Source organism: Pseudomonas sp. F220, assembly GCF_057813935.1.
Window position 1 is genome coordinate 1 of record NZ_JBVASJ010000018.1, and the last position, 15,297, is coordinate 15,297.

At 58.2% G+C, this 15,297-nt stretch carries 13 protein-coding genes; all 13 read left to right on the plus strand.

The window, feature by feature from the left end:
- Window positions 1–356: 356 nt before the first annotated feature.
- The 13 genes from ACZYSM_RS16650 (at window position 357) to fliJ (ending at window position 15,233) form a co-directional block, all read left to right on the plus strand.
- Window positions 357–2,039, plus strand: a complete 1,683-nt coding sequence (locus ACZYSM_RS16650) for a flagellin N-terminal helical domain-containing protein (RefSeq protein ID WP_489072578.1) — start codon at window positions 357–359, stop codon at window positions 2,037–2,039.
- Window positions 2,040–2,213: 174 nt separating this feature from the next.
- The gene (gene fliD, locus ACZYSM_RS16655) at window positions 2,214–3,569 is read left to right on the plus strand and encodes a flagellar filament capping protein FliD (RefSeq protein ID WP_489072580.1); all 1,356 of its coding nucleotides are present in this window, start codon (window positions 2,214–2,216) and stop codon (window positions 3,567–3,569) included.
- 128 nt (window positions 3,570–3,697) lie between these two features.
- Entirely contained in the window at window positions 3,698–4,087 is a 390-nt protein-coding gene (gene fliS, locus ACZYSM_RS16660; protein WP_489072582.1) for a flagellar export chaperone FliS, read from the plus strand.
- A gap of 24 nt (window positions 4,088–4,111) precedes the next feature.
- On the plus strand, window positions 4,112–4,408 hold the full coding sequence (gene fliT / locus ACZYSM_RS16665) for a flagellar protein FliT (RefSeq protein WP_489072584.1): 297 nt from the start codon (window positions 4,112–4,114) through the stop codon (window positions 4,406–4,408).
- Window positions 4,409–4,577: 169 nt separating this feature from the next.
- Window positions 4,578–6,053 carry a sigma-54 dependent transcriptional regulator gene (locus ACZYSM_RS16670; RefSeq protein WP_489072586.1) on the plus strand — a complete coding sequence of 492 codons (1,476 nt, stop codon included), beginning with the start codon at window positions 4,578–4,580 and terminating at the stop codon, window positions 6,051–6,053.
- A gap of 411 nt (window positions 6,054–6,464) precedes the next feature.
- Complete coding sequence (locus ACZYSM_RS16675; RefSeq protein WP_489072766.1) at window positions 6,465–7,682, plus strand: sensor histidine kinase; 1,218 nt, start codon at window positions 6,465–6,467, stop codon at window positions 7,680–7,682.
- Window positions 7,683–7,687: 5 nt separating this feature from the next.
- A complete protein-coding gene (locus tag ACZYSM_RS16680) occupies window positions 7,688–9,100 on the plus strand; it encodes a sigma-54-dependent transcriptional regulator (RefSeq protein ID WP_489072588.1) in 1,413 nt (470 codons plus the stop codon).
- A gap of 131 nt (window positions 9,101–9,231) precedes the next feature.
- Window positions 9,232–9,561 carry a flagellar hook-basal body complex protein FliE gene (gene fliE, locus ACZYSM_RS16685; RefSeq protein WP_489072590.1) on the plus strand — a complete coding sequence of 110 codons (330 nt, stop codon included), beginning with the start codon at window positions 9,232–9,234 and terminating at the stop codon, window positions 9,559–9,561.
- A gap of 15 nt (window positions 9,562–9,576) precedes the next feature.
- The gene (fliF, locus tag ACZYSM_RS16690) at window positions 9,577–11,358 is read left to right on the plus strand and encodes a flagellar basal-body MS-ring/collar protein FliF (RefSeq protein WP_489072592.1); all 1,782 of its coding nucleotides are present in this window, start codon (window positions 9,577–9,579) and stop codon (window positions 11,356–11,358) included.
- A complete protein-coding gene (gene fliG / locus ACZYSM_RS16695) occupies window positions 11,351–12,370 on the plus strand; it encodes a flagellar motor switch protein FliG (RefSeq protein ID WP_489072594.1) in 1,020 nt (339 codons plus the stop codon). The genes fliF and fliG overlap by 8 nt, the downstream gene beginning before the upstream one ends.
- Window positions 12,371–12,382: 12 nt before the next feature.
- The gene (fliH, locus tag ACZYSM_RS16700) at window positions 12,383–13,207 is read left to right on the plus strand and encodes a flagellar assembly protein FliH (RefSeq protein ID WP_489072596.1); all 825 of its coding nucleotides are present in this window, start codon (window positions 12,383–12,385) and stop codon (window positions 13,205–13,207) included.
- Window positions 13,197–14,555 (plus strand): flagellar protein export ATPase FliI, encoded by a 1,359-nt coding sequence (gene fliI, locus ACZYSM_RS16705; RefSeq protein ID WP_489072598.1) that lies wholly within the window; start codon window positions 13,197–13,199, stop codon window positions 14,553–14,555. Before fliH ends, fliI begins: the two co-directional genes overlap by 11 nt.
- 228 nt (window positions 14,556–14,783) lie before the next feature.
- Complete coding sequence (gene fliJ / locus ACZYSM_RS16710) at window positions 14,784–15,233, plus strand: flagellar export protein FliJ (RefSeq protein WP_489072600.1); 450 nt, start codon at window positions 14,784–14,786, stop codon at window positions 15,231–15,233.
- Window positions 15,234–15,297: the final 64 nt, after the last annotated feature.

Consider the following 15,297-nt stretch of genomic DNA (forward strand, 5'->3'; position numbering starts at 1 on the left):
AAAGGAGTGCTTTCCCAAGTCGATGGCAGCAATATCTACTTTGTTCATGGCAACGGTCTCCGGTGAGCCCCCTGTGAAAGCTTAGTGGGCGTTCACAGGGGGCGGCGGGGGTAGCCATTTCATTACTTGATCTTCGCTGCTCGCTTAATTACCGGTATCAGGTTAAGCCTACTCAGGGGTTTTCGGCTTCTCTAAAGCCCTGAATTCCAAGGGGTGGCACCGTGCTAGTAAAAAAAATCAAAAATTCCCTCAAGCAACGCCGGTTCACGACGATAACCATTACGAAGGTTCTCTAGGCCACACCCGGCGGTTGCCAGGGCCGGAAGCCGCAGCATCCAACCCACGAGGAATTCGTCATGTCGTTAACCGTTAATACCAACATCACCTCTCTTTCTGTTCAGAAAAACCTGAACAAGGCTCACGATGCTCTGAGCTCCTCGATGAACCGCCTGTCTTCCGGCCTGAAAATCAACAGCGCCAAAGATGACGCCGCCGGCCTGCAGATCGCCAACCGTCTGACCAGCCAGATCAAGGGTCTGGGTGTAGCGGTAAAAAACGCTAACGACGGCATCTCCATCGCCCAGACTGCTGAAGGTGCGATGCAAGAATCCACCAACATCCTGCAGCGTATGCGTGAACTGGCTCTGCAATCGGCCAACGGCTCGAACAGCGATAACGACCGTACTTCCCTGAACCAGGAATTCACCGCGTTGTCGGGTGAGCTGAACCGTATCTCCAACACCACTACCTTCGGTGGCAAGAACCTGCTGGACGGTTCGTTCCAGAACACCAGCTTCCAGGTAGGCGCCAGCGCTAACGAAAGCATTTCCTTCGGTATGGGTAACCTGAGCGCATCTGGCCTGAAGGGCGATTACAAAAGCGCCTCCGTGACCAGCGGCAACCTGTCTGGCATGGCCGCATCGCTTTCTGGTGGCATTGTTTCGAACGGCGCAACTTCGGTTGTAGGTAGCGCTGCTGCTGCATTCGTAGCGGTTGGCGGTGAGAAATTCAGCGTCAACGGTAAAGATGTCGTTCTTGTAGCGGGCGACACCACTGCTACGGCGACAACAAAAATTACTACTGCATTGGGGGCCGGCGCTGCAACAACAGCTACAGAAGCCGCAGGTGTCATCACACTTACCAACGCCTACGGTCCAATTTCCATCGCAGGTACTGACGCTGAAAAGTTGGGTTTGACCGTAGGCACCACAAGCCAACCATCCACAGGCGCTTCCAAGATGTTCGCGCCCGGTACTATCAACGTCAACGGCACTGATGTAGTTTGGGCTAAGGACGATACCGTTAATACGATCCTCGGGAAAATTAATGCCCTTCCCGGCGTTGGCACTAACAATGCCACCATTACCAATGGTCAGATTTCAATCAAGTCTCAAAACGGCACGAGTCTGGTCCTGATGGACGGCACTGGCGCTAACAGCGGCTCGCTGAAAGCTCTGGGGCTGACCAGCGGCACCACTGACGTCAAGACCACTGGCGATACGTCGTTAAAGATTGGTGCAACTGAAGTCAAGATCAGCAAAGGTAGCGACCTGGACGCAGTAGTTTCGGCTATCAACAGCGCCAGTGCTGGTGTTGCTGCAAGCAAAACTAATGGCCAGATCACCCTGTCGGGTATCAAAGACATCACTATCAGCGCCGGCTCGACGGGTAGTTTGACTGACCTCGGTCTGGTTGCAGGTACCACAAGCGCCCTCTCGACCCAAACATCGGTCGGCGATCTGGACATCCTGAGCGCTGCGGGTTCCCAGCAATCGGTTCAGGCGCTGGATGCGGCCATCCAGCAGATCGACAGCCAGCGCGCCGCGCTGGGTGCTGTTCAAAACCGTTTCGACAGCACCGTCGCCAACCTGCAAAGCATCTCGGAAAACTCCACCGCTGCTCGTAGCCGCGTGCAGGATGCCGACTTCGCTGGTGAAACCGCAGAGCTGACCAAGCAACAAACCCTGCAACAGGCTTCCACTGCGATCCTGTCCCAGGCTAACCAGCTGCCTTCCGCTGTCATGAAGCTGCTTCAGTAATTTCGGCGTCTGGTAAATGACGGAAGGGCGCGGCGACGTGCCCTTCCGTTTTTTTTGATTGTGAGAAGTGCTGGGCATGGAGTGCAGGCCTGACTTGGCACGAGAATTGTTGCTGTCCGCTTTCAAGCGATGCTTTGTCAATAAAGCGACAGCCACCGAATAAGGAGCGTGATGATGGCGAGTTCAACTGTCAGTGGTATAGGGTCGGGGGTCGATACGCAAGGGATCGTCAAGGCGTTGGTGAATGCCGAGAAATCCCCGAAACAAACGCAGATCAATAGTCAAACCAGCACTGCGACCACGACATTGTCTGCCATCGGCACCATCAAAGGCGCCCTGGATACTTACCGGGCCGCCATCAGCAAGCTTAATACGCCAAGCAGCTTCAACGGCTTGGCGGGTACCTCGTCCGATATCACGATAGCCAAGGTTACTGTCTCCGATAGCGCCTCCAGTGGTAGCTATGCGCTGGAAGTGAAGCAATTGGCGACGGCGTCCAAGGTCTCGACCACCGTTTACGCTGAAGGTGCGTCGGCAGTTATCAACAATACTGGCGCTGCAACGACATTGACCATCGGGCAGTCAGGCAGCAACTATGACGTCAGTATCGCTTCGGGTGCGACCCTTCAGCAGGCGCGGGATACGATCAACAGCCAACTGCAATCCAAGGGTATCAGTGCCAATATTCTGACCGATGCCAGCGGTTCGCGGCTGGTATTCAGCTCTACCACAACCGGTGCAGGTACCAAGTTGACGCTTGCAGGCGACTCGGCTCTTGCTACGGGCTACACCACTGTTGCCACGCCACAAAATGCCAAGTACACCATCGACTCGATCGAGATGGAGTCGGCTTCCAGTTCGGTGACCAACGCGATCAGTGGCCTGAATATCGATCTGGTCAAGGAGGGCAAGTCGACCATTACTGTCGCGACCGGCACGGATACGTTGAAGACGTCGGTGCAGTCGTTCGTCAGTGCCTACAACGCGCTGATGACGTCTATTAACACCCAGACCAAAGTGACCACTTCGGCGGACGGTAGCGCCACTGGTGCGGGGACGTTAACTGGTGATGCAACCATGCGTGCGCTGGTGACCGCGGTCCGCGGTGAGCTGGTCAGAAGTTCGGGGACTGGTGCGCTCCAATCGCTGTCGCAACTAGGTATTAACACCGCGCAGAAGACTGGCTTGCTTGAGCTGGACAGCACCAAGTGGGATAAGGCCGTCGCTGCAAACGGGCCGGCTATCGCAGGCCTGTTTACCGGCAAAGACGGTCTGCTCAGCCGTATGACGGTCACTACCGACGGCTACGCGAAGGCCGGTGGGGTCCTGACTTCGCGCCAGGCGAACCTGACCACTCAGTTGGCTGATCTGACCAAGGCACAACAGACGCTTGACCGGCGCATCGAGTCGCTCACCACGACGCTGTCGAAAAAGTACAACGCTATGGATACCCTGGTCGCCCAGCTCAATGCCACGAGTACGAGCATCATGACCACGCTTAATGCACTGAATAACCCCAAAAGCAATTAACGGGGCGCAGGCCTGATTGCGCCCAGGTTCATTGCTGGACGGTGTCGACCTAAAGTTTTTTGTGAAAGCACCGACATAACAACTATGTGGCGAGCCACTCCAACATCAAGCGTTAACGAGGTAGCAACATGAATCCAATAAAAGCCCTTCGCCAGTACCAGAAGGTCAACTCCCATGCGCAAATCTCCGAGGCGAGCCCCCATCGTCTGGTGCAGATGCTGATGGAAGGCGGTCTCGACCGTATGGCTCAGGCCAAGGGTGCTCTGGGTCGTGGCGACATTGCGCAGAAGGGCCTCATGATCGGCAAGGCTGTCGATATCATCGGTGGATTGCGCGAAGGCATCGACCCCGAGAAGGCCAAGGAAGATGAATCCCTACAACGTCTCGATAGCCTCTATGGGTATATGATTCAGCGCCTGACCAACGCCAATGTGCACAATGACTCACAGATCATCGACGAAGTGATGGGGCTGTTGGTTACCGTCAAAAGTGGCTGGGATGAGATTGCAACGCAATAAGCCGGCAGGTTTGAGGATGACGTCATGAGCCATGCACTGCAGCGGATAGAAGAAGCCCGTGAAGCCTTGATAGGTGCGTTGGCCGAGCGCAATTGGGATGCGATCGGCGAGCTGGACGTGGCCTGTCGGGTCTGTATCGATGAGGTGCTCTGTGAGGCGCCGGTGGACGAGGCGGCTTTGCGCGAGAACCTTGAAAGTCTGCTGGTGGTTTACCGCCAGCTACTGGAAGTGACGACCGGGGAGCGTCAAGCGATAGTCGCTGAGATGTCGCAGATCACCCAAGCGCAGAGCGCGGCAAAGGTTTACCATCTGTTCGGTTAATCCTCAGTTAATCCGAACTTTGTGCGCCATAAATTTGACTGTGCACGCTTTTTTGACTTAACTAGTGGCTGTTTCAAGATTTCAGGCGCCTATCCGGCAGAAAATGCCTACACGCGTCTAGCTTGCCCCGCATTTTGGGCATTGAGTTGACTAGGGAAGTTGCTATTGCATGTGGCGTGAAACCAAAATTCTGCTGATTGATGACGATAGCGTCCGTCGCCGCGACCTTGCGGTGATTTTAAATTTTCTTGGCGAAGAAAATTTACCCTGTGGTAGCCATGATTGGCAGCAGGCTGTCGGCTCTTTGTCATCCAGTCGTGAAGTGATCTGTGTCCTCATCGGGACCGTAAATGCTCCTGGCGCGCTTTTGGGTTTGTTAAAGACACTCTCAACCTGGGATGAGTTCCTTCCAGTTTTGTTAATGGGCGATATTTCTGCCGTTGACCTGCCTGAAGACCAGCGTCGCCGAGTGCTTTCCACACTGGAAATGCCCCCCAGCTACAGCAAGTTGCTGGACTCCCTGCACCGTGCCCAGGTCTATCGCGAGATGTACGACCAGGCCCGCGAGCGCGGCCGTCATCGCGAACCCAATCTTTTCCGCAGTCTTGTCGGCACCAGTCGGGCGATTCAGCACGTCCGCCAGATGATGCAGCAAGTGGCCGATACCGACGCCAGCGTGCTGATTCTTGGCGAGTCCGGTACCGGCAAGGAAGTGGTCGCGCGCAACCTGCACTACCACTCCAAGCGTCGTGACGGGCCGTTCGTGCCGGTCAATTGCGGTGCGATCCCGGCCGAGTTGCTGGAAAGCGAATTGTTTGGCCATGAGAAGGGCGCTTTCACCGGGGCGATCACCAGTCGTGCCGGGCGCTTCGAGCTGGCCAATGGCGGTACGCTGTTCCTCGACGAGATTGGCGACATGCCGTTGCCGATGCAGGTCAAGCTGTTGCGGGTATTGCAGGAACGTACCTTCGAGCGCGTGGGCAGCAACAAGACTCAAAGCGTCGATGTACGGATCATTGCGGCGACCCACAAGAACCTTGAAAGCATGATCGAGGTCGGCAGTTTCCGCGAAGACCTGTACTACCGCCTGAACGTATTCCCGATCGAAATGGCGCCGCTACGCGAGCGTGTCGAAGACATTCCGTTGCTGATGAACGAGTTGATCTCGCGCATGGAGCACGAGAAGCGCGGTTCGATCCGTTTCAATTCGGCGGCGATCATGTCGCTGTGCCGTCACGGTTGGCCGGGCAATGTTCGCGAGCTGGCCAACCTGGTGGAGCGCATGGCGATCATGCACCCGTACGGGGTGATCGGTGTGGTCGAGCTGCCGAAGAAATTCCGTTACGTAGACGACGAAGACGAGCAGCTGGTCGACAGCCTGCGCAGCGACCTGGAAGAGCGGGTGGCCATCAATGGACATACCCCGAACTTCGCGGCCACCGCGATGCTTCCGCCGGAAGGTCTGGACTTGAAGGACTACCTCGGTGGTCTGGAACAAGGCTTGATTCAGCAGGCGCTGGATGATGCCAATGGCATCGTGGCTCGGGCTGCCGAGCGTCTGCGTATTCGTCGCACCACGCTGGTAGAGAAGATGCGTAAGTACGGTATGAGTCGTCGTGACGGTGAAGAACAGGCGGATGATTGACGCATACTGAAAGGTAAGTGCCCCCGTCTCGACAATAACTGTTCGTTTTTGACGGCGTCTCTTGCCGAGACGGCATAGGTATCTACACAATTTTGAGGGCTCGGTCTCTCGTAGCAGCTGCCGAGCCTGCGAGGCTGCGTTCGGCTGCGCAGCAGTCGTAAAACCGGCAACTGCGGTGCATCAGGGCAAACGCATCTGCCGGACTACGACTGCTGCGCAGCCGAACGCAGCCTCGCAGGCTCGGCAGCTGCTACGGGCACGGCTCAATATCGCGTTTCAAAGATGTGTGGATATCTATGGCCGAGACGGGGCACAGGTTTTTTTCGGCACGGGTATTGCTATAGCTCTCTTAACGTTCCGTTTAACTGACGGTCAGCCAAGCGAGAGAGCACGATGCCCCCAGCCGCCCAGATGTCTCCTGCCCCTGATGCTCAGGGGCAATCGTCGTCCGTAGAGCAGGTGAGTCGGCTTGGGCTTGAGCAGGCTTTTACACTGTTCAACCAGATGTCGAGCCAACTGACCGACTCCTACAGCATGCTGGAAGCGCGAGTCACCGAGCTCAAGGGTGAGCTGGCGGTGGTCAGTGCTCAGCGCATGGAAGAGCTGGCCGAAAAAGAGCGCTTGGCCAACCGTCTGCAAAACCTCCTTGATCTGTTGCCCGGTGGCGTCATCGTCATTGATGCGCAAGGCATGGTCCGCGAAGCCAATCCGACCGCGTGTGAATTGCTCGGCCTGCCGCTGGTGGGCGAGCTCTGGCGTCGGGTTATCGCCCGCTGCTTCGCGCCCCGTGACGACGACGGTCATGAAATTTCCCTGAAAGATGGTCGGCGGTTATCGATTGCCACTCGTTCGCTGGATGCCGAGCCGGGCCAGTTGGTGCTGCTCAACGACTTGACTGAAACCCGTCACCTGCAAGATCAGCTTGCCCGCCATGAACGCTTGTCGTCCCTGGGGCGAATGGTCGCTTCTTTGGCTCACCAGATTCGCACGCCGTTATCGGCGGCATTGCTATACGCCAGTCATTTGACTGAGCAGGAGCTGCCGGTCGCCACTCAGCAACGCTTTGCCGGACGGTTGAAAGAGCGTTTGCACGAGCTGGAGCATCAGGTGCGTGACATGCTGGTGTTCGCTCGTGGCGAGCTGCCATTGACTGACCGCGTTACCCCCAAAGCCTTGATGCAGTCGCTGCAAGCAGCGGCACTGACCCATGTTCAGGATTTGCCGGTTCGCTGGCAGTGCGACAGTCATGCCGGCGAGTTGCTGTGCAACCGCGACACGCTGGTGGGGGCCGTGCTTAATTTGATTGAAAACGCCATTCAGGCCAGCGCCGGCAATGTCCGTTTGAAGGTGCATCTCTATACCCGTGAAAGCATCCGTGAAAACACCTTGCGACTGTGCATCAGTGACAGCGGCAGCGGTATCGAAGCGGCTGTGCTGTCCCGATTGGGCGAGCCATTTTTTACCACCAAAACGACGGGGACTGGCCTCGGCCTGACCGTGGTCAAGGCGGTGGCACGTGCTCATCAGGGAGAATTGCTACTGCGCTCGCGGCTGGGTCGCGGCACCTGTGCGCTGGTGGTTTTGCCGCTTTTTTCTGGTGAGCAGTCCAGCGTTCAAGGAGTGGAATAAAGGTCATGGCGGTCAAGGTGTTGTTGAAGGTATTGCTGGTCGAAGATGATCGTGCCCTGCGCGAGGCGTTGGCGGATACGCTGTTGCTGGCCGGGCATGACTACAAGGCCGTCAGCTCGGCAGAGGAGGCGCTGGAGGCGGTCGCCGCCGAAGCGTTCAATCTGGTGGTCAGTGACGTGAACATGCCGGGTATGGACGGCCATCAGTTGCTTGGCGTGTTGCGTGCGCGTCATCCGCAATTGCCCGTCCTGTTGATGACGGCTCACGGCGCGGTCGAGCGGGCGGTGGACGCGATGCGCCAAGGCGCAGCCGATTATCTGGTCAAGCCGTTCGAGCCCAAGGCGTTGCTCGATCTGGTGGCGCGTCATGCCTTGGGTTGTCTGGCTGCACAGGACGAAGGCCCGGTGGCCTTCGAGCCCGCCAGTGCGCAGTTGCTTGAGTTGGCGGCACGGGTTGCCCGAAGTGATTCCACGGTGTTGATTTCTGGTGAGTCCGGTACGGGCAAGGAAGTGCTGGCACGTTATATCCATCAGCATTCCCATCGAGCCAGCCAGCCGTTTATTGCGATCAACTGTGCGGCGATTCCCGACAACATGCTCGAGGCCACCTTGTTCGGCCACGAGAAGGGCTCTTTCACTGGCGCCATTGCAGCTCAGGCCGGCAAGTTCGAGCAGGCTGATGGCGGCACTATTCTGCTCGACGAAATTTCCGAAATGCCTCTGGGGCTGCAAGCCAAGCTGTTGCGTGTATTGCAGGAGCGCGAGGTCGAGCGCGTCGGTGCGCGCAAACCGATCACCCTGGATATCCGCGTGGTGGCGACCACCAACCGTGATCTGGCTGGCGAAGTGGCGGCGGGGCGGTTTCGTGAAGATCTCTACTATAGGCTGTCAGTGTTTCCGCTGGCCTGGCGTCCGTTACGCGAACGCACCGCCGATATCCTGCCACTGGCTGAGCGTCTTCTGGCCAAGCACGTCAATAAAATGAAGCACGCCGCCGCGCGGTTGTCGGCCGAGGCTCAGGCTTGCCTGATCGGCTATCCGTGGCCGGGGAATGTGCGTGAGCTGGATAACGCAATCCAGCGTGCGCTGATTTTGCAGCAGGGTGGATTGATTCAGCCCCAGGATTTTTGTTTGGCGGGGCCTGTGGCCTGTGCGCCGCTTCCGGTTTTGGGTGTGCCCAGCCAGCCGCAAGTGCGCGCCACCCTGGTAGACCCGGCGCAGGGTGAGTCGGTGGGCGGGTTGGGCGATGATCTGCGTCGTCGCGAGTTCCAGATGATCATCGATACCTTGCGTTCCGAGCGCGGTCGGCGCAAAGAGGCGGCCGAGCGTCTGGGGATCAGCCCACGGACGTTGCGCTACAAATTGGCGCAAATGCGCGATGCCGGAATGGACGTGGAGGCTTATTTGTTCGCGACCTGATTCGTCTGTGCGCAGAAGCCGGGACCGGCTTTTTGTTCGGTGTCGCCATAGAGCTGGCACCCTTGTTGCTAACACCTCACTACCCGCTGCGTGAGCGTCAAAAAATTGCGGGTCGTCAGAGAGAGCAGACCATGAGCCAAGGTATTGAATTTAATCGATTGATGTTGGACATGCGTTCCATGCAGATGGATGCCATGGCTCAACCTAAATCGGCTGTCGCAGTGCCGGAAGTGGGCGGCAGCAGCTTCTCCGACATGCTCGGGCAGGCCGTCAACAAGGTCAATGACACTCAGCAGGCATCGAATCAATTGTCCAGTGCCTTCGAAATCGGCAAAAGCGGCGTCGACCTGACGGATGTGATGATTTCCTCGCAGAAGGCCAGCGTCTCTTTCCAGGCGTTGACCCAAGTGCGTAACAAGCTGGTTCAGGCATACCAAGACATCATGCAGATGCCGGTTTAAGGACGAGATTGAGTCATGGCAGAAGCAGTCTCCGATAACATTCCGGCCAAGGCCCGCTCAGCAGACGGCAAGCCGCCGCTGTTCGGTTTGTCCTTTCTGGAAAACCTCTCCGAGATGACCATGTTGCGTCAGGTTGGCCTCATGGTCGGTCTGGCAGCGAGCGTGGCGATTGGTTTTGCCGTGGTGTTGTGGTCCCAACAGCCCGATTATCGTCCGCTGTACGGCAGCCTTGCCGGTATGGATGCCAAGCAGGTCATGGATACCCTAGGCGCCGCAGACATTGCCTATACCGTTGAGCCTAACTCCGGTGCGTTGCTGGTCAAGGCTGACGATCTGCCACGGGCGCGACTCAAACTTGCCGCTGCCGGTGTGACGCCGAAAGACGGCAATATCGGTTTTGAAATCCTCGACAAGGACCAGGGCCTGGGTACCAGCCAGTTCATGGAAGCGACCCGTTATCGTCGCGGTCTTGAAGGTGAATTGGCGCGGACCATTTCCAGCCTGAACAACGTCAAGGGTGCCCGCGTGCACCTGGCGATTCCGAAAAGCTCGGTGTTCGTGCGCGACGAGCGCAAGCCAAGTGCTTCGGTATTGGTTGAACTGTATTCCGGTCGCTCTCTGGAACCGGGTCAGGTGGTGGCCATTATCAATCTGGTGGCAACCAGCGTTCCTGAACTGAGCAAGTCGCAAATCACCGTGGTCGATCAGAAGGGTACGCTGCTCTCCGACCAGGCGGAAAACTCCGAACTGACCATGGCCGGCAAGCAGTTCGATTACAGCCGCCGCATGGAAAGCATGCTGACTCAGCGTGTGCACAACATTCTGCAACCGGTGCTGGGCAACGACCGCTATAAAGCCGAAGTGTCTGCTGATGTGGACTTCAGTGCCGTCGAATCGACTTCCGAACAGTTCAACCCGGATCAACCTGCGCTGCGCAGCGAACAGTCAGTTAACGAACAACGCTCCAGCAGTAACGGCCCGCAAGGCGTGCCGGGTGCGCTGAGCAATCAGCCGCCGTCGCCGGCCTCCGCGCCGCAAACCACGGCCGGCGCTGCGTCTGCTGCCGGTATGGTGCAGCCAGGTCAACCGTTGCTCGATGCCAACGGTCAGCAAATCATGGACCCGGCCACCGGTCAGCCGATGCTGGCACCGTATCCGGCGGACAAGCGTCAACAATCCACCAAGAACTTCGAGCTTGATCGCTCCATCAGCCACACCAAGCAGCAGCAGGGGCGTTTGAATCGCCTGTCGGTTGCGGTGGTTGTCGATGATCAGGTCAAGGTCAATGCGGCCAATGGCGAAATTACCCGTGCACCGTGGAGCGCCGACGAATTGGCGCGCTTCACTCGCCTGGTTCAGGACGCCGTCGGTTTCGACGCCAGCCGTGGTGACAGTGTCAGCGTGATCAACGTGCCATTCTCCGCTGAGCGCGGTGAAGTGATTGCCGAAACTCCGTTCTACTCGCAACCGTGGTTCTGGGACATCGTGAAGCAGCTGCTCGGGGTATTGTTTATCCTGGTGCTGGTGTTCGGTGTGCTGCGTCCGGTGCTCAACAACATCACCGGCAAAGGCAAACAGTTGGCTGGCATCGGTAGCGACGTCGAGCTGGGTGGCATGGGCGGCCTGGATGGCGAACTGGCCAACGACCGCGTCAGCCTCGGTGGCCCGCAAAGCATCCTGCTGCCGAGCCCGAGTGAAGGCTATGACGCACAGTTGAACGCAATCAAGAGTCTGGTGGCAGAAGACCCGGGCCGCGTGGCTCAGGTCGTGAAAGAGTGGATTAACGCAGATGAGTGATAACCGAGCCGCCACCGCCAAACTTTCCAAGGTCGACAAAGCCGCGATTCTGCTGCTGTCCCTGGGTTCAACCGACGCCGCGCAAGTGCTGCGGCACATGGGGCCCAAAGAGGTCCAGCGCGTCGGCGTGGCCATGGCGCAAATGCGCAATGTGCACCGCGAGCAGGTCGAGCAGGTGATGAGCGAGTTCGTCGACATCGTCGGCGATCAGACCAGTCTCGGAGTCGGTTCCGATGACTATGTCCGCAAGATGCTCACCCAGGCCCTGGGCGAAGACAAGGCCAATGGCCTGATCGACCGGATCCTGCTGGGCGGCAATACCAGCGGTCTGGACAGTCTGAAATGGATGGAGCCGCGAGCGGTGGCGGACGTGATCCGTTATGAGCACCCGCAGATCCAGGCCATCGTCGTCGCTTACCTGGACCCGGATCAGGCCGGCGAAGTGCTTGGGCATTTCGACCACAAGGTGCGGCTCGACATCGTTCTGCGAGTTTCCTCGCTCAATACTGTCCAGCCTGCGGCCCTGAAAGAACTCAACCAGATTCTCGAGAAGCAGTTCTCCGGCAACTCAAACGCCTCGCGTACGAACTTGGGTGGTATCAAGCGTGCTGCCGACATCATGAACTTCCTCGACAGCTCGATGGAAGGTCAACTGATGGACTCGATTCGCGAAGTCGACGAAGACCTGTCCACCCAGATCGAAGACCTCATGTTCGTGTTCAACAACTTGTCCGATGTCGACGATCGCGGTATTCAGGCGTTGCTGCGCGAGGTCTCCTCGGACGTGCTGGTGCTGGCCCTCAAAGGCTCGGACGAAGGCGTCAAAGAGAAGATCTTCAAGAACATGTCCAAGCGTGCGGCCGAACTGCTGCGCGACGACCTCGAGGCCAAGGGCCCGGTGCGCGTCAGCGATGTGGAAACCGCGCAGAAAGAAATCCTCACCATTGCCCGCCGTATGGCCGAAGCCGGAGAAATCGTTCTCGGCGGGAAGGGCGGCGAAGAAATGATCTAAGGTCACTCTGTCATGTCGTCAAAAAATGATGAGTCCCCCAGCGACCTGATCCGTGCGCGAGACGTCGGTGGTTTCGACGTCTGGTCACTGCCCAGTTTCGACCCGCATCAACCGGAACCTGAACCCGAGCCGGTAGAAGCACCGCCGGAGATGGAAGAAGTGCCGCTGGATGAAGTCCAGCCGCTGACCCTCGAAGAACTCGAAAGCATCCGTCAGGAGGCTTATAACGAGGGCTTCGCTACCGGCGAGAAAGAGGGCTTTCACAGCACGACGCTGAAGGTTCGCCAGGAAGCCGAAATTGCCTTGGGTGCCAAACTGGCGAGCCTTGAGCTGCTGATGGGCAACCTCTTCGAGCCGATTGCCGATCAGGATTCGCAGATCGAAAAATCTATGGTCGGGCTGGTCGAGCACATCACCCGTCAGGTGATTCAGCGCGAGTTGGCTATCGACTCGACGCAGCTCGAAAAAGTAATGCGCGAGGCGTTGAAGCTGCTACCGCTGGACGCTGAGAACGTGCGTCTCTTTATCAATCCGCAGGATTTCGACCAGGTCAAAGCCCTGCGCGAGCGGCATGAAGAAAAATGGCGGATTGTCGAAGACGCCGCGTTGCTGCCCGGTGGTTTGCGGGTTGAAACCGCCCACAGCCGCATTGATGCGAGCATCGAAACGCGCATCTCACAGGTCATGGCCAAACTTTTCGACCAATTACATGAACAGGCCCTGCATCCGGCCGAGTCTGACCTGAGTGTCGAGCTTGCTGCTGTTGAGCAAGCGGTCGCAGATCAACGCGTTGGTGAGAAAAAACGCGCCGGCCTGGACACTCTGAATGCGCCTTGAGCGAACCAGCTTCAGCAAGCGCCTGAGCAGCTATGCCGATGCCACCGGGTTGGCGGGGCAGCCGATTCTTGAAGGGCGCTTGCTGCGCATGGTCGGCCTGACCCTTGAAGCCGAAGGCTTGCGCGCCGCCATGGGCAGTCGCTGCGTGGTGATCAACGACGACAGCTATCACCCGGTGCAGGTTGAGGCGGAAGTCATGGGCTTCTCCGGCAACAAAATCTTTCTGATGCCTGTGGGCAGTGTCGCCGGCATCGCGCCGGGCGCGCGGGTCGTTCCGTTGGCTGATACCGGGCGTTTGCCGATGGGCATGAGCATGCTCGGGCGGGTGCTCGATGGCGCCGGGCGCGCACTGGACGGCAAAGGCGGCATGAAAGCCGAAGACTGGGTGCCGATGGACGGCCCGACCATCAACCCGCTCAAGCGTAATCCCATCAGCCAACCGCTGGACGTTGGTATTCGCAGCATCAATGGATTGTTGACGGTCGGCCGCGGTCAGCGCCTCGGGCTGTTTGCCGGTACCGGCGTCGGCAAGAGTGTGCTGCTGGGTATGATGACCCGCTTTACCGACGCCGACATCATTGTTGTCGGGCTGATCGGCGAGCGGGGTCGTGAAGTTAAAGAGTTCATCGAGCATATCCTCGGTGAAGAAGGGCTCAAGCGCTCGGTGGTCGTTGCCTCGCCAGCGGACGATGCGCCATTGATGCGCCTGCGTGCCGCCATGTATTGCACACGCATTGCCGAGTATTTCCGCGACAAGGGTAAGAACGTTCTGTTGCTGATGGATTCCCTGACCCGTTTCGCTCAGGCCCAGCGGGAAATTGCTCTGGCTATCGGTGAGCCGCCGGCAACCAAGGGTTATCCGCCTTCAGTGTTCGCCAAATTGCCGAAACTGGTGGAGCGCGCAGGTAACGCCGAAGCGGGTGGGGGGTCGATCACGGCTTTCTATACTGTGCTTTCAGAAGGTGATGATCAGCAGGACCCGATCGCCGACGCGGCGCGGGGCGTGCTTGACGGTCATATCGTGCTGTCGCGGCGGTTGGCCGAGGAAGGTCACTACCCGGCCATTGATATCGAGGCGTCCATCAGTCGGGTCATGCCTTCGGTGGTCAGTGCAGAGCATATGTCGCGCGCGCAACACTTCAAACAACTGTGGTCGCGCTACCAACAGAGTCGCGACTTGATCAGCGTCGGTGCCTATGTGCCTGGCGGTGATCGGGAAACCGATACGGCCATCGCCTTGCAGCCGTCGATGGTCACCTACCTGCGCCAAGGGTTGAACGACAACATCAGCATGGGCGAGAGCGAGGCACATCTCGCGTCGGTGTTTGCTCCCGCGGCCGGCGGTTAAGTCGCCATGGCCCAATACCAATCGGTTGAGAGACTTCAGGCCCGGCACGTATCTGTAGCAGCCTGCGTCCGGCTGCGTAGCAGTCGCAAATCCTGCTTGCACGGTTCACCTGAAGCACCGCAGTGCCTGATTTTACGACTGCTACGGTCGAGCGCGACCCCGGTCCGGACGCAGCCTGGCGGCAGCTGTTACAGATCCCGTGTCACCTTAGCTGGCTGGCATTAGGTCGTGGCTCAGAGCCGTGCGGCGCGCCTGGCGCCAGTGGTCAACATGGCCGAAAGCGCCGAGCGCACCGCTGCCCAGCGTCTGGGGCACTTTCAGGGCCAGGTCCGTCTGGCGGAAAGCAAGCTGGGTGACCTGGAGCGTTTTCGTGCCGAGTATCAGCAGCAATGGATCGACCGTGGCAGTCATGGTGTATCCGGGCAATGGCTGATGAATTACCAGCACTTCCTCAATCAACTGGAAACGGCCGTCGGCCAGCAGCGGCAAAGCCTTGCCTGGCACCAGAACAACCTCAACAAGGCGCGAGAAACCTGGCAGCAGGCTTATGCGCGAGTTGAGGGGTTACGCACTCTGGTCCAGCGCTATATCGATGAGGCGCGTCAGCTCGAAGACAAGCGCGAGCAGAAGCTGCTGGATGAGTTGTCTCAGCGCTTGCCGCGTCAGGATCAATATTGACCCTGCATTTTAGGTTTTGCCGGTTGCCCATGCATCTGCGAGGTGCTAAACCTTGTAAACGTTG

Coding starts and splice junctions, on each gene's coding strand:
- fliT (WP_489072584.1), top strand. CDS start 4,112: ATGAGCCATGCACTGCAGCGGATAGAAGAAGCCCGTGAAGCCTTGATA.
- ACZYSM_RS16680 (WP_489072588.1), top strand. CDS start 7,688: ATGGCGGTCAAGGTGTTGTTGAAGGTATTGCTGGTCGAAGATGATCGT.
- ACZYSM_RS16650 (WP_489072578.1), top strand. CDS start 357: ATGTCGTTAACCGTTAATACCAACATCACCTCTCTTTCTGTTCAGAAA.
- ACZYSM_RS16675 (WP_489072766.1), top strand. CDS start 6,465: ATGTCTCCTGCCCCTGATGCTCAGGGGCAATCGTCGTCCGTAGAGCAG.
- fliS (WP_489072582.1), top strand. CDS start 3,698: ATGAATCCAATAAAAGCCCTTCGCCAGTACCAGAAGGTCAACTCCCAT.
- fliF (WP_489072592.1), top strand. CDS start 9,577: ATGGCAGAAGCAGTCTCCGATAACATTCCGGCCAAGGCCCGCTCAGCA.
- fliD (WP_489072580.1), top strand. CDS start 2,214: ATGGCGAGTTCAACTGTCAGTGGTATAGGGTCGGGGGTCGATACGCAA.
- ACZYSM_RS16670 (WP_489072586.1), top strand. CDS start 4,578: ATGTGGCGTGAAACCAAAATTCTGCTGATTGATGACGATAGCGTCCGT.
- fliG (WP_489072594.1), top strand. CDS start 11,351: ATGAGTGATAACCGAGCCGCCACCGCCAAACTTTCCAAGGTCGACAAA.
- fliI (WP_489072598.1), top strand. CDS start 13,197: ATGCGCCTTGAGCGAACCAGCTTCAGCAAGCGCCTGAGCAGCTATGCC.
- fliE (WP_489072590.1), top strand. CDS start 9,232: ATGAGCCAAGGTATTGAATTTAATCGATTGATGTTGGACATGCGTTCC.
- fliH (WP_489072596.1), top strand. CDS start 12,383: ATGTCGTCAAAAAATGATGAGTCCCCCAGCGACCTGATCCGTGCGCGA.